The organism is Arthrobacter sp. SLBN-100, assembly GCF_006715305.1.
GTDB lineage: Bacteria > Actinomycetota > Actinomycetes > Actinomycetales > Micrococcaceae > Arthrobacter.
Window position 1 is genome coordinate 16,381 of record NZ_VFMY01000002.1, and the last position, 24,441, is coordinate 40,821.

23 protein-coding genes are annotated in these 24,441 nt (G+C 61.7%); 6 read left to right on the forward strand and 17 right to left on the reverse strand.

The genetic code is table 11. The features are described 5' to 3' along the window. Positions 1 to 1,070: 1,070 nt before the first annotated feature. The 3 genes from FBY31_RS21300 to FBY31_RS21315 all read left to right on the forward strand — a co-directional run bounded on the left by FBY31_RS21300 (position 1,071) and on the right by FBY31_RS21315 (position 3,393). On the forward strand, positions 1,071 to 1,628 hold the full coding sequence (locus tag FBY31_RS21300) for an NAD(P)H-dependent oxidoreductase (RefSeq protein ID WP_142045668.1): 558 nt from the start codon (positions 1,071 to 1,073) through the stop codon (positions 1,626 to 1,628). Between the two features lie 605 nt (positions 1,629 to 2,233). Continuing rightward, a complete protein-coding gene (locus tag FBY31_RS21310) occupies positions 2,234 to 2,446 on the forward strand; it encodes a dodecin (protein ID WP_142045670.1) in 213 nt (70 codons plus the stop codon). A 617-nt stretch (positions 2,447 to 3,063) separates the two neighbouring features. Further along, a complete protein-coding gene (locus FBY31_RS21315; RefSeq protein ID WP_142045672.1) occupies positions 3,064 to 3,393 on the forward strand; it encodes a histone-like nucleoid-structuring protein Lsr2 in 330 nt (109 codons plus the stop codon). 84 nt (positions 3,394 to 3,477) lie between these two features. Here FBY31_RS21315 and FBY31_RS21320 read toward each other — a convergent pair whose 3' ends face one another. The 11 genes from FBY31_RS21320 to FBY31_RS21380 all read right to left on the reverse strand — a co-directional run bounded on the left by FBY31_RS21320 (position 3,478) and on the right by FBY31_RS21380 (position 14,853). After that, positions 3,478 to 3,915 carry a DUF4913 domain-containing protein gene (locus FBY31_RS21320; protein ID WP_142045674.1) on the reverse strand — a complete coding sequence of 146 codons (438 nt, stop codon included), beginning with the start codon at positions 3,913 to 3,915 and terminating at the stop codon, positions 3,478 to 3,480. A gap of 13 nt (positions 3,916 to 3,928) precedes the next feature. After that, a complete protein-coding gene (locus tag FBY31_RS21325) occupies positions 3,929 to 5,698 on the reverse strand; it encodes a type IV secretory system conjugative DNA transfer family protein (protein ID WP_142045676.1) in 1,770 nt (589 codons plus the stop codon). Further along, the gene (locus tag FBY31_RS21330; protein WP_235013237.1) at positions 5,695 to 7,152 is read right to left on the reverse strand and encodes a helicase HerA domain-containing protein; all 1,458 of its coding nucleotides are present in this window, start codon (positions 7,150 to 7,152) and stop codon (positions 5,695 to 5,697) included. The genes FBY31_RS21325 and FBY31_RS21330 overlap by 4 nt, the downstream gene beginning before the upstream one ends. Positions 7,153 to 7,289: 137 nt before the next feature. Continuing rightward, a complete protein-coding gene (locus FBY31_RS21335; protein ID WP_142045681.1) occupies positions 7,290 to 8,798 on the reverse strand; it encodes an SCO6880 family protein in 1,509 nt (502 codons plus the stop codon). Beyond that, positions 8,785 to 10,041, reverse strand: coding sequence for a hypothetical protein (locus FBY31_RS22895; protein ID WP_160142496.1), 1,257 nt, complete (start codon positions 10,039 to 10,041; stop codon positions 8,785 to 8,787). The genes FBY31_RS21335 and FBY31_RS22895 overlap by 14 nt, the downstream gene beginning before the upstream one ends. 40 nt (positions 10,042 to 10,081) lie before the next feature. Continuing rightward, complete coding sequence (locus tag FBY31_RS21355) at positions 10,082 to 10,828, reverse strand: hypothetical protein (RefSeq protein WP_142045689.1); 747 nt, start codon at positions 10,826 to 10,828, stop codon at positions 10,082 to 10,084. 27 nt (positions 10,829 to 10,855) lie between these two features. After that, positions 10,856 to 11,125, reverse strand: coding sequence for a hypothetical protein (locus FBY31_RS21360; protein ID WP_142045691.1), 270 nt, complete (start codon positions 11,123 to 11,125; stop codon positions 10,856 to 10,858). After that, the gene (locus tag FBY31_RS21365; RefSeq protein ID WP_142045693.1) at positions 11,122 to 11,739 is read right to left on the reverse strand and encodes a DUF6668 family protein; all 618 of its coding nucleotides are present in this window, start codon (positions 11,737 to 11,739) and stop codon (positions 11,122 to 11,124) included. Before FBY31_RS21365 ends, FBY31_RS21360 begins: the two co-directional genes overlap by 4 nt. 35 nt (positions 11,740 to 11,774) lie before the next feature. Further along, complete coding sequence (locus FBY31_RS21370; RefSeq protein WP_142045695.1) at positions 11,775 to 13,223, reverse strand: chromosome partitioning protein ParA; 1,449 nt, start codon at positions 13,221 to 13,223, stop codon at positions 11,775 to 11,777. A gap of 41 nt (positions 13,224 to 13,264) precedes the next feature. Continuing rightward, entirely contained in the window at positions 13,265 to 13,777 is a 513-nt protein-coding gene (locus tag FBY31_RS21375; RefSeq protein WP_142045697.1) for a hypothetical protein, read from the reverse strand. Further along, on the reverse strand, positions 13,777 to 14,853 hold the full coding sequence (locus tag FBY31_RS21380) for a CHAP domain-containing protein (RefSeq protein WP_142045699.1): 1,077 nt from the start codon (positions 14,851 to 14,853) through the stop codon (positions 13,777 to 13,779). Before FBY31_RS21380 ends, FBY31_RS21375 begins: the two co-directional genes overlap by 1 nt. 287 nt (positions 14,854 to 15,140) lie before the next feature. Here FBY31_RS21380 and FBY31_RS23870 point away from each other — a divergent pair, with 287 nt between their 5' ends. Then, positions 15,141 to 15,398: an ArsR/SmtB family transcription factor gene (locus tag FBY31_RS23870; RefSeq protein ID WP_442858223.1), complete on the forward strand. Its 258-nt coding sequence runs from the start codon at positions 15,141 to 15,143 to the stop codon at positions 15,396 to 15,398. Positions 15,399 to 15,604: 206 nt separating this feature from the next. Here FBY31_RS23870 and FBY31_RS23490 read toward each other — a convergent pair whose 3' ends face one another. The 3 genes from FBY31_RS23490 to FBY31_RS21400 are packed head-to-tail and all read right to left on the reverse strand — an operon-like array spanning position 15,605 to position 17,572. Continuing rightward, positions 15,605 to 16,051 carry a hypothetical protein gene (locus FBY31_RS23490; RefSeq protein WP_235013238.1) on the reverse strand — a complete coding sequence of 149 codons (447 nt, stop codon included), beginning with the start codon at positions 16,049 to 16,051 and terminating at the stop codon, positions 15,605 to 15,607. Further along, entirely contained in the window at positions 16,033 to 16,557 is a 525-nt protein-coding gene (locus FBY31_RS21395) for a hypothetical protein (RefSeq protein ID WP_160142497.1), read from the reverse strand. Before FBY31_RS21395 ends, FBY31_RS23490 begins: the two co-directional genes overlap by 19 nt. A 16-nt stretch (positions 16,558 to 16,573) precedes the next feature. After that, complete coding sequence (locus FBY31_RS21400; protein WP_142045705.1) at positions 16,574 to 17,572, reverse strand: hypothetical protein; 999 nt, start codon at positions 17,570 to 17,572, stop codon at positions 16,574 to 16,576. A 991-nt stretch (positions 17,573 to 18,563) separates the two neighbouring features. On the opposite strand from FBY31_RS21400, the gene FBY31_RS21405 reads away from it, so the two are divergent. Together FBY31_RS21405 and FBY31_RS21410 are read left to right on the forward strand one after the other, a co-directional pair. Further along, positions 18,564 to 18,800, forward strand: a complete 237-nt coding sequence (locus FBY31_RS21405; protein ID WP_028272859.1) for a hypothetical protein — start codon at positions 18,564 to 18,566, stop codon at positions 18,798 to 18,800. Positions 18,801 to 19,002: 202 nt separating this feature from the next. After that, entirely contained in the window at positions 19,003 to 20,844 is a 1,842-nt protein-coding gene (locus FBY31_RS21410; protein WP_142045707.1) for a MarR family transcriptional regulator, read from the forward strand. Positions 20,845 to 21,029: 185 nt separating this feature from the next. On the opposite strand, the gene FBY31_RS21415 is transcribed toward FBY31_RS21410, so the two are convergent. From FBY31_RS21415 to FBY31_RS21425, 3 genes are all read right to left on the reverse strand, one after another. Continuing rightward, positions 21,030 to 21,776, reverse strand: coding sequence for a hypothetical protein (locus FBY31_RS21415; protein WP_142045709.1), 747 nt, complete (start codon positions 21,774 to 21,776; stop codon positions 21,030 to 21,032). Then, positions 21,773 to 22,714, reverse strand: coding sequence for a ParA family protein (locus FBY31_RS21420; RefSeq protein WP_142045711.1), 942 nt, complete (start codon positions 22,712 to 22,714; stop codon positions 21,773 to 21,775). The genes FBY31_RS21415 and FBY31_RS21420 overlap by 4 nt, the downstream gene beginning before the upstream one ends. 624 nt (positions 22,715 to 23,338) lie before the next feature. Beyond that, positions 23,339 to 23,743, reverse strand: coding sequence for a hypothetical protein (locus tag FBY31_RS21425; protein ID WP_235013239.1), 405 nt, complete (start codon positions 23,741 to 23,743; stop codon positions 23,339 to 23,341). Positions 23,744 to 24,441 lie beyond the last annotated feature (698 nt).

Genomic DNA, 24,441 nt, shown 5'->3' on the forward strand with positions numbered 1-24,441 from the left:
CGGACGGGTCCGCGGTCGGCAACAAACGGGTTGCGGGACTTTGATGCCGGCGGGCACCGCGGTGAACTGCGGACTGTCCCCGCGCTGTTCGGCGATGACCACGATCGACAGCGGCTTGCGGGCCTGCTCGCAGGCAAGGTGCGTCTAGGTGGTTCACCCGCCCCGGGACCGGGCCCAGGGCGTGATCGTCTGGCTCGGTTTCGACGCCGCTGGGGGTGTCCCTAGTTCTTTGTCAAGCGTCGGGTCGGATTTTTCTCGTTCGTGTTGCAGCCGCTTAGGGCAAGGAGTGTTGGCCTGGCCCTGTCGAAGACTGTTACGCCGGGTTGTGTGGTTGACGGACAACCCCACACACCGGGCGGCAAACCCGCTTTGGCTGCTGCCGAGCTCAAAGGGAATGACGAGTTCATTGGGAAAGGTTAGGGCCCGTTGCCCACGGCCGGGGACAATCCTTGAGTTATCCGCCGTTTCTGCTGCTGGGGGGAGCTACCCAACGGCTCCCCGATATCAGGCGTGGATAACCGGTATTGACCCCAGGTGTGGACAGCTCGTAGGACGCCCTTGAGTTGGACATAGTCAGAGTTCTTCAGCCCCTTGCTGCTTCGGAAGCGCCCTTCGGGGGGAGGATCACAATGGGAGGGGTTTGAGCTTGTTTGTGGCGTGGCCTCCGCTGACGGGTTTGCAGCCTTTAAAGGGTCCGTCGGCTACACGGTGCCCTGGCTGCTGGAGAGTGTTCACAGTTGGGGCCAATTTAGGTATCCACGGCTGATATCGGGGAGCCATACGGGTAGCTCCTGGCCATCGTAGCGGTGGATAACCGTCGAAAATTGTCCCCATCTGTGGGTAGCGGGCTGGCGCTTCTGATTGCAGCGGAAACCGTCGCGGGCTGAAATGCAGTCACCGCTAGAAGGGTGGTGGCGCTGTCGCGGGGCGCATCGGGATGAATTCAAATTCCAAATTCTGACCCGGGAATAAGAAGCGGACCGTAGTCCGTTTAGAACCATGAAGGCAAACAAGCCTCAGCTGTCACCGGGCGGCGGCCCCCTCCCGCCGCCCCTACCCCAGGAGTCCACATGACCAAGAGCACCGTACTAACCCTCGTCGGCAGCCTCCGCGCCGAGTCCACCAACCAGAAGCTGGCCGAAGCCATGCAGTTGAATGCACCGGAGCATGTGGAGGTTGTTATCCACGAGAACCTGGGAAACATCCCGTTCTACAACGAGGACATCGACGTCGAAGGCCAGGTTCCGGCTGCTGCTGCCGCCCTGCGCGCCGCAGCCAACGACGCGGACACCCTCCTCCTGGTTACCCCCGAGCACAACGGCACCGTCCCCGCAGCGCTGAAGAACGCCATCGACTGGCTGTCCCGCCCCTACGGTGCCGGCGCCCTCGCCGGCAAGCCCACCGCCGTCGTCGGCACCGCCTTTGGCCAGTTCGGCGGCGTCTGGGCGCAAGACGAGGCCCGCAAGGCAGCAGGAATCGCCGGCGCCCAGATCATTGAGGACGCCAAACTCGCCGTTCCGGGTTCCCTGGTGCGCTTCGCCGAACTGCACCCGAAGGATGACGCAGAGGTCGTGGAGCAGATCAAGGGCGTATTCGACGCCCTCACCGCTGCGCAGCCCGCCGCGTAACCAGCCTTCCAAAGTGCCCGGCGCAAACGTGCGCCGGGCACTGCTGCTTAACGCCGGGCTTCGGCTTGGCTGGTCCCGATGTTACCCGAAACCTGCTCATGTGCTTGTTAGGGGCGGCTGGCGGGGTGGGTTCGTCAAAGAGAGCCTAGCCTTTACTGGTGAGGACTCCTCGATGGCTAACCTCACGCTTTCCGTCATGGAGCTTTTGCCGAATTCGACGCCCCCTCATAATGGAGCGTCAGAGCAACGGCCACTCATACTGCATCGAGTGTAAAAGCTAAGCATTTCCCCCGCCATGTCGCTTTGAGCAGAGGACGTTAGTGGGTGACGGCCCATCCATGCGCGGTCCGCTGGTGCGATGGCACCATGGCCGAATACTGCGCCGCTTCGGGGTCGAGAACTGCTCTTTGAGCAGTTTCTTCAACTGCGCCGCTGGGTTAGCGAGCTCGTTTCCTAGGGGCAAATCGCCTCGGAATGTCAGATCATCCAATGTGACGGTTCTGAGCAGAACGTCGGGACGTGGGCTGGTCAACGCTCTTGGAGTGCTACTACTCTTCAAGGACGGCCCGCAACCGGGAGCCCCAAGGAAATCACGAGGAGCCAAGTTGTCCAACCACACGTACAGCATTTCTGAAATTGTCGGCACGTCGAATCAGGGAGTGGACGACGCCGTCCGGAACGGAATCGCCAAGGCATCCCAGACCCTCCGCAACCTTGACTGGTTTGAGGTCAAGGAAATCCGGGGGCACCTGGAAGAGGGCAAAATCGCTGACTGGCAGGTCACCATCAAGCTCGGTTTTCGCCTCGAACAACACTAATTTCCGCCCAACTGGCTCGCAGTGAAGTCGTTTTGGACTCTACTTCCTGACTTCCTGCCGGTATGGCTCAAGGGACGCAGACTGCCGCAAGCTTCGGGTCCGAAGACTTTGCCATTAGAGTTCATTGGTCAGGCGCTCGTTCACCCGTCAGTGTGACCAACACCCCAACCTGACGTCAGGCAGTAACCAAAAGAGCGTCAGAATAGGGTACTTGGGACGGTTCTGACACTCCCAAAGCCGCCGGTCCTAGATTCAAACCTGACAGCCGGGCGAGCTGAGCAGCTTGCGGGGAGGTCCGGCAATTGTGCAACGGCCTGTTGCGCAATCGTGGAGTTACCGTCTGGGTGATCAGTTCCGCTGCCCACAGCCGGGGACAATCCTGATGGGTTATCCACCGCTACTGCTGCTAAGGGAGCTACCCCACTGGCTCCCAAATCCCAGCCGTGGATAACCCGGATTGACCCCAACCATGGACTGCTCACACCCGCGCGCTTCCCCTTCGGTGTTGCCCAACCCAGTTCGGATCTAAAAGCTTTCATTGTCCGGCGGATTAGGTGGCTCACCGTCGCCTCCTAATTGGAGAATCCGGTTGCACAATGGGCTGCTAGCCTTAATTCATGGCAAAAAAGACAGTTGTGGTGTTGGAAGATGATATTGACGGCTCGAAAGCGACCGAAACTTTATCTTTCGCCCTCGACGGCAGTGAATACGAAATTGACCTCAACGAGAACCACGCCAGCGAACTCCGTGAAGCCCTGGCACGCTTCACCAACGCCGGCCGCAAAGTATCCGGCGGACGTGGCCGTGCCGTAGCCCGTACAAAGTCCTCGGGTGGTGGCCCGGATGCCAAGGCGGTACGTCTGTGGGCGGCCGAGAATGGCATCCAAGTGAACACGCGCGGTCGTATCCAAGCGGACGTCGTGGAGAAGTACGAAGCCGCTCACTAGAAAAAGCAAAATCAGGGCTGAAACATAAAAGTGTTCCAGCCCTGATTTCTCTTTAAGTGGAATGCCGTCCGGTAGCTAACCCTGTCAGCCCGGAATAGTCCGAACGTCCGGGAACCATCCCGCCGGGGCTTTTCTGGGTTCGAGGTGTTCGGGGTCGCGGTGTTCTTTCATGTCGCAGTTGTAGAAGGGGCCTTGTGGGTCCAAAAGGACTCGCATGTGGTGGTCAGCGTGGTCCCGCCACCAGACGCTCATGCCGGTGGCAGCGTCGAGGCGCAGGTGCTCCCAGGCCCGCCACATGGCAGCAACACGCGACACGGCTTCGGGGTGGAAGTACCACTCGATGCACCACTTCGCGGACTTCCCGGTCACGCTGCGGACATATGTGGGCAGCAACTGCTCATGAAGGAACTCCTCGGGCGAGCCGTAGACGAGCTCTGGCTTTTTCTCGGCTCTTTCGTCTTCGCTTCCGCCGGCGCTGGTCGGCGGAGTGTCCGTATCGAACAGCCCAAAATCGTCTGTCATGGCAGCAGCCTTCTTACTTCGTGACCCAGGGATTATCGACAGGTGCGGCCGCGACCGGCACCGCCTCTTCCTCGGGCTGTGGGCTGTACGTCTTGATGGATGCTTCAACAGCTTCTTCGTGCGGGCCGGTGTACCAGGGCATGGTGCGGACCAGCGTGGCGGGGGCGCCGGAGGAGAGGACGACGGCGCGGCCGCGGTCCAGCTCCGCCAGGTTGGAGACATCGAAGATCCGTTCCTTGGACTCCTGGCGGGAGCGGCTGGACCCTGACTTTCCCGAGGAGATGGAGACGTTGATGTAGCTGTAGTCCCCGATCAAGTCGGAGAGGGCGCGGAGGAACCCTTCTTCGGCCACGCCGCCGCCGTAGACCTTGACGTTCGCGGCGGACCAGATTTTCCGCATGTTTGCCTCTCCCCAGAGTTCCACGCCCTGGGACCAGGACTGCAGGATGCCCATCACGATCAGGCCTTTGGAGCCGTAGTGGCTGAACTGGTCCGGCAGGCCGGCCCAGCGGACCACGTTGGCCAGCTCGTCCAGGGCAAACAGCGCGGGCCTGGGCAGTCGGCCGCCGCTGCGCTCTGCCCGTTCCTCCATCGCCTCTGCAATCGCGACGGTTAGCGCCGTGGTGAGCGGGGCGGCTGAGCCGGCGCCTTCCTTGGAGAGGATGTAGATGGTCTCCTGTGAGGCGGCGAAGGCATGTGGGTTGAACTGCCTGCGGGTATCACTGGCTACGCTGGCGCCGCCCGTGGGTGCGACCCAGCGGAGCGTGTTGCGGCTCTTGAGGCACTGGATCATCTTCTCGGCGGTGCCAAAGATGCCGTCGCGCTGTTTGTCGGCCAGTTCCAGCGTGGACTCCAGGCCCTTGTACTGCAGCTCGTAGTCGTGCTGTTTGAGGATGTTGATCGGTTGACGGTTGACCTGCTCGGTCACCCATAGATAGACCTCAGTGATGGGCAGGCCGCCGAGTGCGGCCGCGAGGAAGTACGAGGACAGGATGTCTTCGGCTTTGGGGTCGAAGTAGGCGTCCGGTTTGGATCCCGGGACCCGGGAACCAACCGAGAAATGCTGGGTGAGCTTGTAGGCCTTTTCTTCGTCGGTGACGTAGGACAGCGGGTTCCACCACCAGTTCGGTTCCTCTTGGGCGATCTTCTGCGGATCGAAGATCCACACGGGGGCCACGTTCTCGCGGACGCCGCGGGTGCCGTCCACGACGTCTCGCTTGTTCGACGTCGAGACGACGGCCCCGGGCGCGTCCAGGATCGCGGGCATCACGCGGGACGTGGACTTACCCGTTCGGGGTCCCCAGATGTCGAGGCTGAGGTCTTCCCAGGACTGGACGAATTTCTGGCCGGTGGAGACTACCTTGCCGACGACGATGCCGGGGTTGTCCTTGATACCGAGACGTTCGGCTTTGGCCCGTGCGCCCTTTTCGGAGAACGCTTCGAGGGACTTGCCGCGGCCCAGGTAGCGGGCGGCCTTGTCGACCCGGGCACGCTTGGACGCGCCCTTCCGCCACGCCACGAGCACGACAATAGCCAGCACCAGGATCACGCCGGCCATGAGGCTCGCCGCGACCCTGGCTTGGGTTGGCCAAGGCACCTTGCCCTTGATGAGCCCGGCGACCAAATCAATCGGGTGGGCAGGGGGTGCGTCGATTCCTGCCATCCAGGACCCGAGGTGGACGGCAGCGTAGGTGCCGCCGCCGAAGATGACGATGGCGCCGATGGCGAGCCAGACCAGCAGGGCATCTTCGAGGCCCATTCCTTTGCGGTTTGGTGCACTCACAGCGCGCCTCCTTCTGTCGGCAGCGTAGGTGCTGCAGGGTCCATGAGCGGTTCGGCTGGTGGGTGCCAGCGGGTGTCGGTGTCGTTCAGTCCGTCGTTCTTTTCGATGGAGGTCAGACCGATCTGAACGGGGATGCCGGGACGGCCGCCGACCTTGATCAGGAACTTGCCCCGGCCCGGGGGTTCGACGTCGACGCCGCGTGAGTCCCAGGCGGGCGGGTCCTGCCAGGAGTTGAGTTTCTGTTGTTCCTGCCGGGAGAGGGGAATCGCTGAGGTCAGCAGCGGCATTTCTGAGGCGGGCAGGCCGCCGCAGATCACCATGCCGGAGCGTTCGACGAAGCCGCGGGCCTTCATCCGGTCCTCTTCTGCCGGCAGTGCCAGCAGATCGGACATGGTGTGGGAAATCATGATCTGCCCTACGCCCACGGACCGGTTCAGGCGGGTCAGGGCATCCACCCGGTCCACCATGCCCTTGCCGGAGCGCAGCGCACGCCACAGCTCATCAAGGACCACGAAGTAGTTCCGGCGCGGTTCCAGACCAGCGTCGGCGAGGGCGTTGGCGACGTTCACTGTGCCGAAGCCGTAGGACCAGCAGGCGAGCAGCACGGCAGCCTGCAGGTCAGTTTCGGTTTCGTCGATGCTGGAGACGTCGAAGACAACGGCGCGGTCCCGTCTCATGGGGTTGGTGGTCTGCCTGGAGAAGATTTCTCCCAGCTTCCCTCCCCCGGTCAGACCCAGCAGGGTCGCTTCCAGCGCCCGGGTCTCCTGCAGATAGACGGTCATTTCACCACGGTCCAGTGCGACTTGGCGCAGCTCATCGGGCGCGGAGATGATGACGTCCAGGAGGTCCTCCAATACGGGGATACCGTCGAACCGGTCATCGAGGACCCGCAGTGCCCGGTCCAGAATGGTTTGTTCCTGATCGGTGGGCGGCTTATTGCGGCTGATGGTGATCAGGGAGACGACCATGTTCAGGCGGCGGCCGTGCGCATCGGCCCGGACCCGGGTGGCTGCTTCGTGGTGGCCGTGGTCCTCGAGGAGCTGGGCGACCTCAACGGCCTGGCCGGGATCGAGAATGTTCAGGTATCCGACTCCGCGGCCGAGCTTGATGACCTGCCCGCCGAGGGCTTCGACGGCTTTGACGTGCTCGCCTTTCAGGTCACCGAGAACCAGCGGGTTGACGCCCTGGCCGGCAAGGCCCAGGAACATGCGGCGGACCAGGGTGGACTTTCCGAGACCGGGTTTGCCGAGGATGAAGGCGGAAGGGTTGGAGATGAGCCGTGCACGCTGGAACCAGCTGATCGGGTCACAGCAGACCGTGGCCTGGGTTTCCTCGTGCCGGCCGAGTGGGACGCCGATCATGGGCGAGGAGGCACCGGAGGAGAACGGCCACAGGCCGCAGACCTGGACCGTAGTTCCCCTGTACTCCTTCACCGACGGGACAAGCTGGGCCATGCCGCCGCCACGTCCAGACCAGCCACGGGCACCCGGCACTGCCCCACGACGATGCTTCTTACCAGCGTTCTGCGCTGCCGCTTTTGCTGGCTTTACTGTCTTTGCTGTCATTGACGTCAAAAGGTCTTTGAGGGCCATCAGAGAGCGGCCTTGATTTCCGAGGGCACCATGCTGTGCTTGGGCAGGACGAGTCCCAGCGGCAGTGACGCCGCGAAGGCGGTGTCCTGTGCGCCGTACGCGCGGCGCAGGAGGACCCGGGCTGTGCCGGAGGTCTGTTCGATGGCGGCCACGGCATCGGGCAGCCGGTCCCGGTCGGTGACGGTGGCGGTGACGACCATGCCGAAGTTCACCAGGCCGGCGCCGCGGGCTTCTTCCTGGGCGGTCTGCACGGCGGAGCGGGCATCGACCAGGGCGCGTGCGCTGGGCCGGGTGTCGGAGGTGATGGCGACGTTGGCGTTGTTCTGGTCCCGCTCGACGACGGTTGCGGCCGTCGCGGAGTCCATCGGGCGGTAGAGCAGGGATACCCGTTTGCGGTCAATGTCCCCGTGCGGGGCCAGCAGCCGGGACAGAACCGAAGAGTTCACCGAGCCGCGGGGTGCGCCGGTCATGGTCCAGGAGACGGAGAACGCTGAATCATGGCGGTACTCATCCCAGCTTGCCTGGGTTGCGGTGGGGCCGACCTCACCCCAAGTCAGGGAGACTGGGGAACCGGCGGCGTGGGCTTCGTCGATGATCAACGCTGCAGGCGGGTCGTAGGCGATGCGGACGACCTCGCAGAGTTCCTGTGCGGACATGGGCCGCGCGATCCCGGCGCCTGTGGACTGTAGGCGGGCGGACAGGCCGGGGATCCGGGAGGCGAGGTCGCGGGCCACGTCTTCGGGCGTGTGCTTCTTTGACCCGGACCGCAGGGATGAGTTGAAGGTCAGGGACACCCAGGCGCGGACCGTGGCTGATCCTTCCGGGTAGGTGTCCACGACCTCGCGCAGGATGGCCTGAGCGAATTCGGGTGCATTCGGGTCGATATTCATCTCGACTTCGTTCCGCAGCCGGTACCCGGAGTCCGGGGCGGTCTCCACGGTAACGGCCGCGGCGTCCAGCCCAGCCTCGTCGGCCAGGCCGGCGAGCCAGCCACCCCAGTTCGCGACCCACGCGTCGACCTGCTCAGGGTCCACCAGGGAGGCCCCGTCGGGTTCGGTGGAGAAGATCACGGTGAAGTGGCTGGTGGCCGGCACATGCAACATGGCGAAAGGGCGCTTGTAGGAGTCAGTGAACTCGTACAGCGCGGACTGGGCCGCCAAGCCCGGGAGCTGGTACATGCCCCACTCGGTCACACCCAAGGGGCCTGAACGGTAAAGGTTCGTTCCGGACGAGCGGGACATCCGGAAGGTCATTTTGGTAGCGAACCGGTCGATAGCGGACTGGCCGTGTTTGTCCTTGAGGGAAAGCGCCAGGACCAGGATTCCGGTGACCACGAAAACAGCCAAGCCAATCCAGAGGCCCCAGATCATGAAGCTGATAATGGTCAGCAGCAGACCGCTGAAGGCTATGCCGGTGTTGATGGCACTGAGACTTGCCAGGCCCGCTGACTTCGGCACCCGCCAGTTGCCGTAAGACCTTTCCTTGTGTTCGGTGTTAATTGCTGCCACTGGGGCCCTCCCCGGTTGAATCCTGCGCGGTCTTTTCAATTGCCTGCGACGTCTTGGTAGCCACTTGCGCGCCGGCGGCTAGAGCCATGCCAGCCGGGCCAGCTGCTGCTGCCCCGCCGCTTGCCCCTGCCGCTGCTCCTGCGGTGCCTGCTTTGCCTGCGGTTGCAGCGCCAGCGGCTCCGCCCGGACCCGTAACACCGGGGGTCGGCTGTCCTCCCCCGCCCCGAGGGCCAGGTGTTCCATTGCTGCCCTTCGGCGAACTACCGACATGAGAGCTCTGTGTACTGGCGGCGCTGCTCGTGGTCGCGGGGATTGGCGCGGCATTGCCTCTTCCGCTGCCGCCGCGGCCCAGGGACACTGCACCCGTCGCCACCGCACCAACGGCAGCCCCAGCTGCAGCACCGCTGCCCGCGGCGACGGCACCAACCATCGGCGTGACGAACCGCATCAATGCCGGAAGTGCGAATAGGGCAACGATCATCAACGTGAAACCCGTGATCGAGCCGACCAAGGCGTCCTGCCCGCTGCTGTTGCCCATCAAGAGGAAGGCGACCGAGTACACGATGGCCGCCGCAGGCTTGTAAAGAATGAAAGCAATGGTCCAGCCAACTGCTTTCTGGAACCACTGCCTGCCCATCTCGGTGTTCGTGAACGCGGCAGTGGTGGGCAGAATGCCCGCCAGGATTACCAACATGCCGCTCCTGACCACCATCAGGACGATCTGGACCAGTGAAGCGATCAGCCCGATCAGGCCCAGGACGATGAGGATGAACCTGGCGACCCCCGTCTGGCCAGTCATCACGAGGACGCTCAGCGACTGTGCAAAGCCCTTACCGTCCGTGGAACGCTCAATGATGGCGGCCGAGAACGCATCCGCCGCGATCACCAGAATCGAGATAACACCCAGTCCAAGGCCGGAAACCAGAGTCAGCGTGAGCAACGAACGGAGCAGGTCTTTCAGCGGCGCTCCGCGCTGTTCCCAGATCATCCGAATACCGCCGAGGATAACGGCGAGAACCGCCAGCGTCAGCGTCCAGGGCATCAATTCGCTGTTGACCGCAGAGACAACAGGGCTGGGTGTGCTGCCGTCCTCGCTAGCCAGATTCACCGTGGGCATTGAAATCCAGAAGGTAGACAGAGTCGTCACCATCTGGCTCATACCCTCCGTGATGGCTTTAGCCAGATTGTTGATTGCGTCGTCCGCGATCCCTGCCGCAACGTTGCCGAGGCGCTGTTCGCCCATACAGACGACGTTCCAAACTTCGCATCCCTTTTCTGCCATGTCAGACGCCAGCCCAAGGGATAAAGGAGCTTAGATCACTCAGTTCCCGAACTGCGCCGCCGCCGGCGGCTGGGAAATCCATTTTCCAGTCACCGTCCTCCCACAGCAGTGACGTTGAGAGAGCGCCGTATCCGCCATCTTTCGTCTTGAAAGCCAGCTCAACGACTGCTGCATCAGGAGTGTACGAATGGATGATGAAGCCGGCAATTTGAACTTTCAGTGAGGTGCCTCCACTGACGTCCTTGCCTTCCTGGATGGCCTGCACAGCCTTGTCCCGCGACGGGCTGTCCGCAGATAGGTCCAGGTAGACCTCTTTGGCATAGCCATTGAACGACGATGCCCAGATGTTCGCCGTCGCGTAGAGGGCTCCTGTCGGGGACTGGGCAAAGCATGACCTCAGACCGTCCGGGGCAACCGTTCCAGGGCCTGCCGTTGACGGATCTGCGGGAACAGCCATGGTTCCTAGCAGCTCCCACTTTGAATGAGGCGCGGTTCCAAGCGCAGTTTCGCTGCTACCGGGAAGCCCGCAGACGCTCTTGTCCGCCCCAGCTGAAGCACTGGGGCTGACAGTGGCTGAACCGCTGGTTTCTTCCGGGGCAGGGGCCGGCTGCGCGTTTCCCTGTCCCTTGGGGAGGAGAAAAATGATGACGGTTGCTGCGATCAGCGCGACCACCAGCGCGGCAGCAATGATGAACCCGGGCTTGGTGAACGGATTGCTTGCGGTGGTGCTCTCTGTTGACTGGCTCATGGTGAACCTCCCGTTGTTGGTGCTGGCTTAGACGAAGGCGCGGACGATGCCGGCGGCACCGGTGATGATGATGCAGCCCAGAAGGACCCAGCCGAGTTTGCCGATAGCCTGTGCGCCTTCGCCGCGCTGGAGTTGGATCACCATGCCGATGCCAACGATGATGACGCCAAGGACGCCGAGGACCAGGCCGATGCCAGAGGCCCAGTTCAGGACCAGGAGCAGCCCGTCTGCTTCTGCAGGGATGGTCGGAGTGGGGTTGGGGATGACGCCTGTTGCAAGTGCGGAGGAGTAGTTCATGGTGAGGCCTTTCGGTGGGTGGTTGATGTGGTGTTGGTAGCTAAGGTGGCTATGTCAGCGATGAAGCGTTGAAATTCGCGGGACACCGGGGCCGTCGTGTCCCCATGTCGCCAAGCTTCTACCCAGGGCAGGGTCCAGAGCCGGGGCGCTCCCCCACCGACGATGGCGGCGAAGTCACGCAGCGCTTTGGGAGTTTTCCCCCGTGCGTCCGCCAGGATGGCGAGGCCGAGTAGGTCTACTTCCGGTGTGGCTCCTGACGCCCATTGGGTCAGCGCGCTTCTGGCGGCTGTCAGGCCGCGCATGTCGGCGCGGCAGACCAGCAGGATCCGGGGGTTGCTTCCGTCCCGGAGGACGGGCCAGCAGTGATTGGTGGCACGTGCACCGAGGAGGTCCGCGATTCTGTTTTCGCCCGCTCCCCCGTGAGCGCCGATGATCCATAGCGCGGCGGAACCGGTCATGGTGCTGCTGGGCAGGCGGTCGGCTGTGTCGGGTTCAACCATTCCCTTCAGAGGGGCACTGATGACTGCCGCCGGCGGCATGTACGTATCCAGTGTTTCCACCTCCGCGGTGTCGGTGGTGGGGCTGGTGATCCAAGGGTTCAGGGACTGTTGCATGGTTCCTCCTTTCGAAAGTCCGTTGGTAGGTGGTTTTAGAAGCCCTTCGCGACGGCGGCTGCGGCCGCCAGCCATGCCCGCTGGGTGGCGGGCTGGAGGGCTTGATAGCGAATGGGGCCGTTGACCAGGGCCGGGTCGTAGGGAATCCGGACGACGGCCCGGACGAACGGTTCAAAACCATCCGCGATCCGCTGGGCCTCGTCCTTGGCCCGCTTCAAGGCATCCCCCGACATGGCCCGCTTGGCATCGGTGGATTCAGAGACGATCACGACCGCGTTGCGGGCCAGCTCGGCGTCATGGCCACCACGGGATTCGAGGGTCTGCAGCGCCAGCCGGGCAGCTTCGGCGCGGTCCTCAATGGCCGTCACCGGCACGACGAGCTGGTTCGTGTGGTGGATCATCCTGCGCCAGTTCGCTGCCCGGGCGGTGTTGCCCGAGTCCATGACCACCAGCCGGTAGTACCGGGTAAGGACCTGGTGGGCGATGTCGACTTCCTCAGCCGTGACCTCGTGGTCGCCTTCTTCGTTCTCGTCCGATCGGAGGACATCGAATTTATCTGCGGTCTGGTGGTGGACGAACTTGGCAATCTCGGCGGCGTTCGTTGACGGGGAAAGCAGTTCGGTCGAGGAATCAATCAGGTCCAGGACGCTCCGGTCGTGAGCTCCCTTTTCGGTCCGCCAGCCCAGGGTGCCTTGGGACTCGTTGTTGTCCCAGGCGACGGTCGCGGCACCGCTGTAGCGGGCGAGGATGGCCGAGAGCATGACCACCGTGGGGGTCTTGTTCGCCCCGCCCTTGCGGTTGACCACGGCAATGGTCCGGGGACCGGGCCAGTGCTGGCTGACCGTGCGGACATCCTCACGTTCTGAGAGTTCTTCGGCGGAGGGGTCCATCCGGAAGCCAAGGCGTGTGAGCGCACCCCGCCACCCCTGGGTGGCCGGCTCCAGGACCGGGGCGCTGACCAGGAATGAGGTTTCCTTCAAGCTGCGCCGGGTCGGCGGTGTTTCCTCCGTGGCAACTGCCGGCGCTGTCGTCTCTGGTGCGACGGGATTGGGCGGCCACGGCTGGCGGTCCACCGCGGCGACGGCGGCAGCCGTGGGCTCTAACCGAGCATCCACAGACTCAGGCGCAGGAGCCGGGACGGTATCAATGACGGCCGGAGCTACGGCCTCAGGTGTGGGTTTCGGTGCTTCGGCCCGACGGCGGGCGGGGCGTACCTCGTAGGAGACGGATTCGATCGTGTTGTCCGGGTGCACGATCAGTTCCCCGTGTCCCTCGGGATCCTCGATCTGGGCCCTGACGGGACGGTTCAAGGTCTGGGCCTCGCCCAAGACGAGGGCCAGGGCGTTGTTGCGAAGATCCTGCAGGGACTCCCCGGCCGGGACGATGCGGGAGTTACCGGCGACGATGACCTCGGCGGTCCCGTTGTCACGGACGATGGCACTGATGTTTGGAAAGGCGAGGACCTCGGTTGATGTGGTGCTCATGGGCTTCTTCCTTAGGTGTGTGAGTTGGGGAGTTCCGGCGCTTAGGACGAGGGTGGTGTGAAGCGGTTGACCTTCCACGGGGCTTCCTTGCCCGTGCGGAGCAGCTGGAGCGTGTAGGTTCCGGCGTCGGTGGGCACTGCTGCCATCACGCCGTAGCCGTTGGTCTCATCGACGCTTAGCGTGGCCGGGCCGGTGACGCGGCTGGCGGGAATGTTGGCCGGGTCCACAGCCGAGTAGTCGGCAGTGGCCTGTGGCGTGAGCCAGCGGGCTAGATCGTTGGCCCACTGCTTTTCCTCCACCGCCGGGCGGGCGAAATCAGTCGTGGCCTTCCCAGCCACGTCTATGGCCGCGTCCTTGCTGGCCTGATCCCAGGTGATACCGATCGTGGCCGGCACCGTTCCCCCGGGCGCCTGCGGGCCGCTGCTGGCGCTCAGCGAGACGGGAGCGGAGGGCGTGGCGGTCGTGGTTTCTGCCGGGGCAGGCGTGGTGTTTGCTGCCGGTGCGCACGCGGTGCAGAGCAGGGCTACTGCGATGAGGGCACAGGGCTTTTTCATTACTTCTCCTCTTGGGTGGGCAGGTACAGGAACGCTGAGGGGACATCGCTGCTGACGGTCCGGGTGTAGTAGTTGTGGTCATCCGGGGGCAGGTAGCCGTTGTAGCCCTCTTCGACGTAGGTCCCGTCGTCTTTGACTTCCTTCACCACGGCGACGTGACCGAAGGTCGGGTCCGCTCCCCCGACCCCTGGTGCGTACCAGACAACCGCACCAACCCGGGGAACGGACCCGGTGGGCCAGCCTTTGGCGTCCCAGCCGGCCTTCCACGTAAGGGCCGATCCCAGGCCCTGCCCGTCCGGGCGGAAGTTGCCGTTGAGGAATTTGAACGGTTCACCCGTGGAGCCCGTCTGCTGGTTCACCCGCCACAGGGCAAAGTCCACGCATTCGCGGTGAAACATGCCCAGCGGCGACGCGGCGGCTGCTCCGGCCCCGACCTGCATCCAGGTAGGAGAGTCTTTCCACGGGTAGTCATCCCCGGCACCGGACTTCCCCGGAATGGCGCAGTCACTGCGTCCCAGTGAAAACTTCCCGTCCGAGAGTGCCTGGACGAGCTTGACGGCCTCGGGCCAGTACTTCTGGTAGTGGTACGGGTCCGCGTTGCGCTGGGCTTTATTGCCGGCGATGGTCGGTTCCAACAGCTCCCAACCTTCGACCTTCTGCAGGGCCTTGATGAAGTTCGTGGTGCTGATGGTCGGGTCCATGCGGTCCGCGTAGGAGCCCCACGCTCCATTGTCGCGTTGCTGGAACAGCCCGCGGGAGTCAGCTCCGGATCCGTCGCCGTGGTCCAGGACCCGCAGGCCCGACTCCCCCAGGGAAACCATGACGCTGATCATCTGACCCTTCACGGACAGGTCCAGGGCCTTACCGGCACCCATGATCGCAGCGGCGTTTTTCAACTGCTCCTCGGTGTAACCCTCGGCCTTCGTATCGGCCTTGATGACAACAGAGACGGACGAGCCGCAGGTGGCCGCGGTAGATTTCGAAGGGGTGAGCAGCACGAGCATGCTGAATATCAGGCCAAAAAACAGTACCGGGGTGGCGGCGAGCGTAACCAGAGCAAATGACCTGCCTTGCATCAGCGCAGACCCCCGTATGGTCCGACTAACAACAGGCCCGCGGCGTCCGTTTTCGTCGCCAGGTCAGTGGTGGAAGCGCAAAAGGTATCGGAGATGAGGCCAAGACGCTGCGGGCAGCTGACTTCACGACTCCACATGAAGAGAGCCGCGGCACGGACTCTTTTATTTAGCAATAGAGTGAGGCATGGAAAATTGTGATGATTCAATGGAAAGTCGGGCAATATAGACGCATGCCCCGACTGATCCGACCGAATCTTCCTCCAGATGTCGAGGCCGCAGTGAGATTCATGGGCAACAGGGCTCAAGCGAACGTCTTGAGGCAGTTGGCCATTCTTGGTCCCTCGACGATCGGGCAACTCCAGGCCGAGCTGGACATAGGCAGACCGAGCCTGAACCGGCATCTGGAAACTCTTGAAGATGATGGTCTGATCGAAACGGATCCTCCGCGCGGTGTGCGCCAAGGCCGGGATGTTACTTATACGGTGCAACCAAGAAGGATTCGAAGTCTGGCGCGCACGTACCTTGACTACGTCGAGGGAAATTAAGGCTGACGCCTTGGGAAGCGCCGGGAGGTCTTCTCTGCTCCTGTTGATCATGCCTTAATCACCGGTTCATCATTCCGTTCACTTGCTGGCTTCCACGCAGAGTCACGCACGCGTCACGCATGAGTGAGTACACAAAAGACGATAGCAGTGTGACGAAGCTTGTCAAACCCCACCGAGGGCTACCGGAAGGAGAGCCTTGGGGGTGGCTAGACGCCCTCATCCAAAATCTTGGCGATGGCCTTCAGCGTCTCGGGATCAACTGGGCCGAGTGCACGGGTCGCAAAATTGCGAACCTCCGCACGCCTCATGCTTCGAATGAGTTCCAACTCCGCCTCGACTCGTTCCGGAAGTTTACCGCCCTCCTGGAGGAGGTATTCGGGATCCACGTCGAATACGGTGGCTATTGCCCGTAGGGCTTCGTCAGGAACGACTTGTTCCTTCCCTGCCTTTAGTAGTGTCCATCGAGTCCGAGACAGGTAGTAGCCAGCCTTTTGGGCTCCATCGCGCATGGCCGGATAGTCGAAGGGTTTGCCAGTCTCAGAGACGAGCACATCCAGTAGGAGATTGATCTTCCGCGCGAGCGTTTCCGCCCGCAAGGCCCCGGCCGCGCGCTGCGGCGAAAGATCAAAATCACTCAACTGATCCAGCTCCAATTTTTAGTTCCAACGAAACAGCAATAAGTGATGATGCCTAGCAATGCCCCTGCCACTGCCTCTCGCCAAGTATGCTCCCTCAGTGCCGTTCGGCTCAGCATCATCATCGGTGATAGTACCAACAGCCAAATAAGAACCGATCCGAATACATCAGTCACCCAAAGTACGGCGAATGTCGTGACAGATACGTGAGCCGAAGCGTTCATCCGGCGTCTGGCCAGCGCCAGTAGAGCATTTCCTGCTACGAAGCCCAGCACGGTCGCGGGAACTGGGGCCGGCACACTGAGAAGAACACAAGCTAATGCTCCAGCAATAGTGAGTGTTGTGACAGCCATCGTTCGCCCACTGCTCGGCAAACCGAACTTTCGGGCAATCCCGGCAAATTTCTTGTACGCCAATCCCGGAAGAATGACAATGCCGGCGGCTAAGACCGCAACGCCCCAGAAGCCCAAGCCAGCTTTGACGCCTGCCAAAACAATGACGACAAGCAGGAGGCCGGCTGGCATAAGTAGTTTGGAGAAGTTACCCGCCAGCGGAAGAAGAGTGGTGGGCGCGGTTCGGGCCGTTGTGTGCAAGTCTCGCCTCAATTTTGTCTAGTACCTCAATGTCATCAGTCGACAAAAGGTTCGGATTCTCAATACGAATATCGTCGACAAAAATCACCCAACGGTAGAGCTGATCTTTGGAAAAGCGCCGCAGGCTTAGCGCTGCAGCCTCGCGCGCCCGTTCGCCGGCATCGGTTTGAAGAAGCCTCTCCACAATCGGCTGAAGGCTAACCAGCGACTCCCGACGCGCCTTCCAGTCAATCCATTGTTGCAAGCCTCGGCTGAACGCAGGAAGTGCGAATCCCACGGCAAAACCAAGCAAAGTAATAGCGATCAACCCGCGATAGACCAGATAGGCCACTTCCGTAGACCGGCTCTCCACTCCCTGGGCTTCTTGAATCACCAGATGCAGTTTGGTAACAACTGCCGTAACTCCGGACAAGCAAGCGCCTGCGATGATGTCGAAGCCAATACGGAACGAAACCGTTTCCTCTGCTCGTTTCCTGCGCACGCATTCGTACCCGGTGTAGGCGGTGATGATGCCAATCCAGGCGAAGAAGAGGCCCTGGTACAGGGCAATAGCGGGAATACCGGCAAATACGTCCGTGAAGTTGGTGGCTGATCCAGGTGTCGCCGTCGAAAACAATAGGGCTGCCTGAGCGGCCGCCAGGCCAAGGCCGACCGTAACCAGAAGACGCCACCTCACGGTGGATGCATTGGTGGCGGCCACAACCAGCCTACTCAGTTCCGTCATGCCAAGACCCAAGACCACATGGACGACGAGATTGAGCAGATTCCGGTCACCAATCCAAGCATCAACGGTTAGGTAGACGGGATCTATATTCAGCGTTGTGCCTATCGACACGAGGAGCATCGCCCTGAGAATGCCCTGTTTCCAGCCGAACCTCAATCCTACAATCCGTACCAAGACGACGGCCCAGAGGATTAAAGCTGGCAGTAGCTGTACGAGTCTCATTCAAAGACCTTTTCGAAGTCACTGGCTGGCACCGACGGCTTTTCCCGCGTAGCGGACGAAAGCAAGTACGCAACTTCCTCGGCAGCCTTTTCCATGTCACTCCACTGTGGCGATCGCGCAAGTATGCGTCTGAGGCCTTGTGCCTGGCCGACATGATGGAAAACGGAGGACATAGAGGCAGCCAACCCTTCACAACCTTGGTGCCGGAGAAGGATATGGCCGAATTCGTGGCAGATCACATGCATCCTGTGTAGCTCTGAGAGTCCGCTTCGAACGAGCACGAGTGAACGTTTGGCAGATTCAACCCAAAGCCCGGACACTCCAGACAGCCCATGACCAGGAACCTCGCGAATAGATATCGGCTTACCATGAGCTGAAGATACGGCTTGAAGAAGGGCTTCGAAGGTTACGTGCCTTGGTAGAGCGAGCATGGAGACGGCATTCCGAGGTGTTATACGACCGCTCCCGTTTGCGCTGTGCTCAATCATGATCGGTGACATTTTCTCCCAAACTGACGAAAACACACGCATGCGTCACTCGTGCGTCACGCATGTGTGACTAGACTGTGTTCTATCGTTGCTCCTCCAAGTTCCTACTAAAAGATGGCATGAAGGGTGGCTCTAGCATCAAATCGACAGGGCTGCCTGTCATAGGAGAGGGCGAAGTTGGAGTGCTGAACACGTTGAGAGGACTAAAGGTTTCGGCCCGGTACGTGACCGATCGTCAACCTTGGGCCAGACCAGTCATTGGGGCCGCCCCTAGCGCTGAGTGGTCGCTGCTGGGAACCCAGTCCCCCTCAGAGTCGAAGAGCGAGCCCAAAGTCACAAACGCGACACGCTACCGTTTTCTGAAAACAAATCCCCGGGCCTTCAATTGCCCGGTGATAGCTTCAGAGCAGTCGCAATGACAACCCAGTCAGTTTGAGCGGCAGGCAATACAACGATGAAGCTGTAACCGCTCTAGCGGTTACAAAATTCAAAGGACACAGCACATGACGGCAGTAGCAGTAAATCGAGGCGGCGGGCGCCCCAGTAAAGGCCTGCGTAAGTTCATTGGTTTCCGCACACAGGAACACACCGCTGACGGGATCGCCAAGGTGGCCGCCCACAAGGGTCTAACCGTCACTGAATACGTTCTGTCCGTTGTAGAGCCAAAGCTGCAAGAGGACCTGGCCGCACTCGACCAGGATGACTACCAGCAGGAGCTGCCCATCCGCATTGCCTCATAACAAAAAGAAGGCCCGCACTAGGCGGGCCTTCGAAGCTTGAGACTTACCCTCTGGATTGCTTGCCGGCGGATCAGATTGTAAGTCGTGGAGAGCCTGAACAGGCCATCCTTTGTGTTGCTATGAAACCGATCTGGCAGGATCGGCCCTTTTTCGTACCTCAATCCCCGAAAGGATTACCCACATCGTACATCAGCACGTCTCCGTGCTGCCAGCACGCCCCGCTGTTGGCGTGTCAACGCAGCCAGACGACCCAGCAACCGTTTGGTCAGCTCTAGCTCCCTTGCTAGCCGGTCAGCCCAGAATTCGCCTCTCTCGTGATGCAGGTAAAACGTACCCGCAGAAGCACGAACGGAACCTGACCAAAGCACTCCCCTCGCTCCCCGCGGCCGTGAGAATTTTCGGTAAGGACGGCACCTGCGCGGCGATCTTCCTTGACTTTGACTCATCAGTGGCGGATCTGGACTGGGTCCAGGCCGATGTCCGAGCCGTCCAGACCTGGCTGCACTCGGTCGGAGCTCGCTGGATTGAGGACTATTCCCCCAACGGCGGCCGCCACGTTTACGTCCCGCTGGCACGGCGGGTCACCTTCTCCGAAGCGCGTGATCTTGTCGAGGCGCTGGGCACCCGATACCGGACCTTGGACAAGACCCCGCACCAGAACCTGCTCCACGGCTGCATGCGAACACCAGGATCCCCGCACAAGCGCGGCGGCCATCAGGAACTGGCGATGAGCCTGTCCATGGCCTACGACGTGGCCCGCAGGCCCAACACTCCAACAGTGTGGAATGCCATGACCAAGGATCTGGCGGCGGAGATCAAGGCTGTCCGTGCGCTCCGTCTCGAGGAAACTTTCACCCCGGTGACCGGGGATATGCCGGCGGTCGAGCTGCCGGCCGGACGCATGTCGCGCACGATGCAGGTGCTGGCTCAGACCGGTTTGTACGACTCCAACAGGTACGCCTCAGACTCGGACGCCCGCCAGGCCGTCATCCTCAGTGCCGCGGCCGCGGGCCTGCAGCTGGTGGATGTTGAACGCCGGATACTCCAGGGAACCTGGCCCGGGCTGGCTTCCTTCTACGCCCGCTACGCAGCCCGCCACCGCCTTCCGTCCTTGCGCCGTGACTGGATGAGCGCCCTCAGCTACTTAAGCAAAAAGCCCACCAAAACCGACCCGAATGACAACGTCCGCAGTTCCCCCACAAGCCAGCCAATTACACAGGCGGGAGGGACAAAGGTTATAAATCCAATTTCAAATCCCGATGCAGAGCATCGGCACATCCGCACGTGGCGCAGTGCTATCAGGATCAGAGAGGTCCAGTACCAGGAGTCCAGGGCAGGCATGGCACGTCGAATGGTGCTTAGGGCGATAGGGGAGGCGGCCCATATGACGGCGTCGCGTTTCATTGAGTTCGGCGTCCGGTCGATCGCCGTGGCCACTGGCCTGGACCACACCACGGTCGGTCTTCATCTAAGAGAACTGCGGGCGGAAAAAGATCCCTTGGTCACGCTGGTGGAAGAAGCTAGGGGAACCAAGGGTGATCTCTATATGCTGACCGTTCCTGAAGAGTTGAAGTCGGCGGCTGAGGATGCGACCTGGCAGAAGGGGAAAATCCATGCCCTGCGGCCGGTGTTCCGCGAACTCGGATTGCCGGCGGCGTTTGTCTATGAGGCGTTGGAGCACTCCCCCGCCCTGCAAACGTCAGACATTGTGCGAGTTACGAGGCTTTCCCGGTCGGCAGTCTATGAGGCTCTTGAAGTCCTCGCGGCGTGGAATCTTATTGCCCGTGATGCCGGGCGGGCGTGGTCGGTGGTGAGCACAACGTCCCTGAAGCAACTCGCGGAACAGTTCGGCGTTCTGGAGGCAGTGGCCGCACAGTTACAGCGCTACCGCAACGACCGGATCATTTGGCGGGAATGGCTCGCCAAGAACGTCAATACCGTCCCGGAGCTGCTCTCCCCCGACGAAGACTATCCCTGGGAGATGTTCGAGGGGCCACCCGATGAATGGCTACTCTCCGACATGGCCTTCTACAGAACAGGATGAGGATCAGCGCCAAAGGCGTGTCAGTTGTGAGCTTTTCCCAGACCTGTACACCTTGACGGGTGTCGATGCGGCCGGCCACCGCATCCACTTCCCCGGCGTAGCTATGGCAGTCTTGTGCTCATGCCATAAGCCATGCCATAAGCACTACTGGAAGACAAGCCATGCTAGTTCAAGGAGCTTCTGGATCACTCTTTCGCAGTCGGCCCCGCCTGGATATGAAGCTTGAATACGGCCGAGACGAGCGCGCTGCGTGAAGGTGCGTCGAACTCGTTGACTTTTTCATCCAGCCAAGCGACCTGCAGCCCGTCGAGGCGTAGCTGGATCTGGATGCCGGCCTCGCCGCGTTTTCGCGGTGCACGGCGGGGAATGCCGGAGCGGGTCAGGGTGGTTTCGGGAGTGAACTCCTTGGCGATCTGAATGTCGTCGACGGCTTCGAAGGCGTCAATTAACAGGTCCGCGTATGTGGTCCGCTCCTGGTAGACCGTATCCTTGACCTGGGCCAGGAGCGCCGGCGGCAGGTACACCCCGACGTTGCGCAGTGCCCCGGGAACCAGCTCGGAGGCTTTGGTGACGTTAGCTGCCTTCTTGGCAGCAGGTTGACGCTGACTGGTGGCCTTTGGGGCCTTAACGGCTGTAGGCGCGGGCTCCTCCTGCTCTCCTGCCGCCTCAAGAGGTGCCTCCTCAACAGGTGCCTGTTCAGCTGGCCGCTCATCCGCCTGCGGTTGCTCAGTAGGTGCCTGTGCGGGACCGGGTGCTGCTGCTGGCTGGACCTGTACAAGTTCCTGGGCCGGCGCCTCCACCGACTCTCCGGCTTTGGGTTCCGGTGCAGGGGCGCTCCTCCCCCGCTTCGGAGCCAGCAGTCCTTGGAGTGCTGCACCGCGGGCAGGCGCTACAGGTGCGAATGCGCCCGCAAGGCTCTGTCGGCCGCTCACGCTTCGTTCCCGCTTTCGATCTCGTTAAGTCGGGCGAGGATCTCGCCGGTCAGCTGCTCGTACTCTTCAGCGAGTCCCCCGGCGTTTCGCGAGAAGAAGCCGTCCGTCGGCTTCTCCCCCGCCCGGAGCGCCTTTAGGCGGTTCTTCTGAGCTTCGGTAACGGCACCTTCAAGTTCGTGGAAGAGCAGGCCCTTGCGGCGGGCGTCCGCGCTTGCGCTCTCGAGGTTCCTGATGCGGGTTCCGAAAACCGGGGCGACTGTGCCGAGCATTTGTTCCAAGGTGTCTCGGACGCTGCGTTCCAGGCGCATGGAGCGCGGTCCTACACCGAACAAGACAATGCCTGCCAACTGCAGGGACGGGTTCCGGTCACGTACAGCCATGAAGCGGCGTGCAATGCGTTCGACACCGTCAATGCTCGCATCATCGGATCGGGTAGGAACGACGACTGCACTGGAGATCGCGAAGGCGCCTTCTACGAGGATCCGCTCCCCTGGCGGGGTGTCGATCAGGATCAAGTCGTACTCGTCTGCCAACGGGGCCAGGACTGCATAGAGCATGTCGCCGAAGTCGCCGGCGTCGGAGCGGCTGGAGCGGGACACCATGAGGCCTTGGATGTCTTCGAGGTCCTGGCCGCCCGGGATTACGTCAAGGTTTTCCCGAACGTCGCGCAGGATCATCGGTGGTGTACCGGCGATCAGAGCCTGAAAGAATTCCTTCCCTGTCTGCCGCTCGTATCCGAGGTCGCGGGCCAGATCGCCCTGAGGGTCAAGGTCGATCAGCAGCACACGGGAGCCGGCCAGCGCCACGTACCCGCCAACGTTGGCTGCAGTGGTGGTCTTGCCGACTCCGCCTTTGCCGTTCGCCAGAGAGATGACACGGTCAATGGCCCGTGTTGCTTTGGGTTTCGGGGGTACGGGGGTTTCCAGTGATCGTGCCATTAGCCGGCGACTCTCCTACTTGCTGGGTTGCATGTTGTCCTGCTGCTAAGGCTATGTGCAGTCCCCTGGGATTGTTTGTAGTGACACGCATAGGAGGTATAACAGTGCACGGCGCAGGGCGGTACATGGCATGCAATGCAGTAGATACGGCTGGGTATGGTGCCCGCTTCCCTATGCGTCCTCAAGCCACATGTCCCATTGGCGCTTAAACATGGCCTCACATTGGAGTTGTAGCCGTTTTTCCTGTACGAGACCTCACTGTTTGACTGATGGTTGTTCCTATGGATCGTACAGCTTGTACGCCTACCTGCCGTAGAACGTTATGTGAGGCCTGGCCGGCTATTTGGTCACGTATTGGGCGGTCTGCTTGTCCAGAGGTGAGACGCTGCACGCGTCGAATGGCTGGAGTCCTAGGCAGTGTTCTAACGAGACTTCTGGCTGATCGTCAAACGGGAGATATGGCATTACTTATGGCATGAACCATAGCTGGTCGCGCCATGGATTCCATAACCTATGGTGCAGCAAGGAGCATGGCTGGGACCGCCGGCTCTGCAACCATGCTAACCGGGGCGCCTGGCGCAGAGATCACCATCGCCCGGGGTTAAATTAACACAGTCGCGCCAGTTAACCGGTGAGGGCGTCGGCAGACCGCTGGGGGAGAGGGCGGGGGAGGTTGACCGCCTTGCCGGTCTGGGTGAAGCCGTGGTCCATGAGAATCGGCACGGCCGCGTCGTCGGTCGGGTCAGTCAGCCAAGTGTGCACCTGTGTGATGGGAAGGTCAGCCAGGGCGGCCGCGAGCAGCAGGCCGGCCCCAGCAGGTCCCTGCCCGACAGGGTCGAAGTACGCGTCTGTCTGGGCTCCCGGCCCACGTGAGCCGGAGGTGAAGGGGTCAGCGAGGCGGGTGGCCGGGTTCGTCGGTGACGTAGGACAGCGGGTTCCACCACCAAGAAGGTTCTTCCAAGCCGACGGCTTGCGGATTAAAGTCCCACGCCGGGCCCTCAACAGCCCGGACGCCGCGGTGCCGTCCACGATGTCGCGTGTGTTCGAGGTGACCAGGGTCGCGCTGGGCGCGGAGAGGATAGCGGGGATCGCCCGGAGGTTGGTTTTACCAGTTATTGGCGGCCCAGATGTCGAATGCTCATCAAAGGCTTAATTTGCTTTTGTTGAGAATCACGCGTGTGAGACACATTAATAGGACGAAGCAATGTCCGGGAAGACACTGCAATTCCAAACATCGACAAGCCGAGGACGGGCGAGCCTCCAGTCTTGATAAAGGATCGTTTCCTGAGACGGCGCTCGTAGGAGCGCTGTGGGCGTGGTGGTGCAACATCTGGACGCGGCCAGGCAAGTGCTGGCCGTGCTGGAAACGAGGACGGACTAACGGCACATTGCCGGTCTGTGCCGGTGGCTTTGTCCGTGGATAAGCTGTGCTCCTATTAGTTGGGGGAACAATGGCGCGCTTATGGCAGGTTGGCTTGGGGCTGGTACTTGCCACCGTGTGTTTGACGATCGCGGGGACTCAGACGGTAACAAGGGACAAGAACGGTCCTGACGCTCTGATTCACTACGTGGGTGAGGAGCCAACCGCGTTGGGGCACGCCTTGACGTTCTTTGCCTGGTTTCTCGTAGTCGTGGCGGCAGTGAATCTAATGCGATTTTTCAGTGGTAAGTGATCAACAGGGACTATCGGCGCGAGAGCAACGGACCCAGCAGAGGGCCGGCCTAAA

Coding starts and splice junctions, on each gene's coding strand:
- FBY31_RS21300 (WP_142045668.1), top strand. CDS start 1,071: ATGACCAAGAGCACCGTACTAACCCTCGTCGGCAGCCTCCGCGCCGAG.
- FBY31_RS21315 (WP_142045672.1), top strand. CDS start 3,064: ATGGCAAAAAAGACAGTTGTGGTGTTGGAAGATGATATTGACGGCTCG.
- FBY31_RS21320 (WP_142045674.1), bottom strand. CDS start 3,915: ATGACAGACGATTTTGGGCTGTTCGATACGGACACTCCGCCGACCAGC.
- FBY31_RS21330 (WP_235013237.1), bottom strand. CDS start 7,152: ATGGCCCAGCTTGTCCCGTCGGTGAAGGAGTACAGGGGAACTACGGTC.
- FBY31_RS22895 (WP_160142496.1), bottom strand. CDS start 10,041: ATGGGCGAACAGCGCCTCGGCAACGTTGCGGCAGGGATCGCGGACGAC.
- FBY31_RS21355 (WP_142045689.1), bottom strand. CDS start 10,828: ATGAGCCAGTCAACAGAGAGCACCACCGCAAGCAATCCGTTCACCAAG.
- FBY31_RS21360 (WP_142045691.1), bottom strand. CDS start 11,125: ATGAACTACTCCTCCGCACTTGCAACAGGCGTCATCCCCAACCCCACT.
- FBY31_RS21365 (WP_142045693.1), bottom strand. CDS start 11,739: ATGCAACAGTCCCTGAACCCTTGGATCACCAGCCCCACCACCGACACC.
- FBY31_RS21370 (WP_142045695.1), bottom strand. CDS start 13,223: ATGAGCACCACATCAACCGAGGTCCTCGCCTTTCCAAACATCAGTGCC.
- FBY31_RS21375 (WP_142045697.1), bottom strand. CDS start 13,777: ATGAAAAAGCCCTGTGCCCTCATCGCAGTAGCCCTGCTCTGCACCGCG.
- FBY31_RS21380 (WP_142045699.1), bottom strand. CDS start 14,853: ATGCAAGGCAGGTCATTTGCTCTGGTTACGCTCGCCGCCACCCCGGTA.
- FBY31_RS23870 (WP_442858223.1), top strand. CDS start 15,141: ATGGGCAACAGGGCTCAAGCGAACGTCTTGAGGCAGTTGGCCATTCTT.
- FBY31_RS21395 (WP_160142497.1), bottom strand. CDS start 16,557: ATGCCAGCCGGCCTCCTGCTTGTCGTCATTGTTTTGGCAGGCGTCAAA.
- FBY31_RS21400 (WP_142045705.1), bottom strand. CDS start 17,572: ATGAGACTCGTACAGCTACTGCCAGCTTTAATCCTCTGGGCCGTCGTC.
- FBY31_RS21405 (WP_028272859.1), top strand. CDS start 18,564: ATGACGGCAGTAGCAGTAAATCGAGGCGGCGGGCGCCCCAGTAAAGGC.
- FBY31_RS21420 (WP_142045711.1), bottom strand. CDS start 22,714: ATGGCACGATCACTGGAAACCCCCGTACCCCCGAAACCCAAAGCAACA.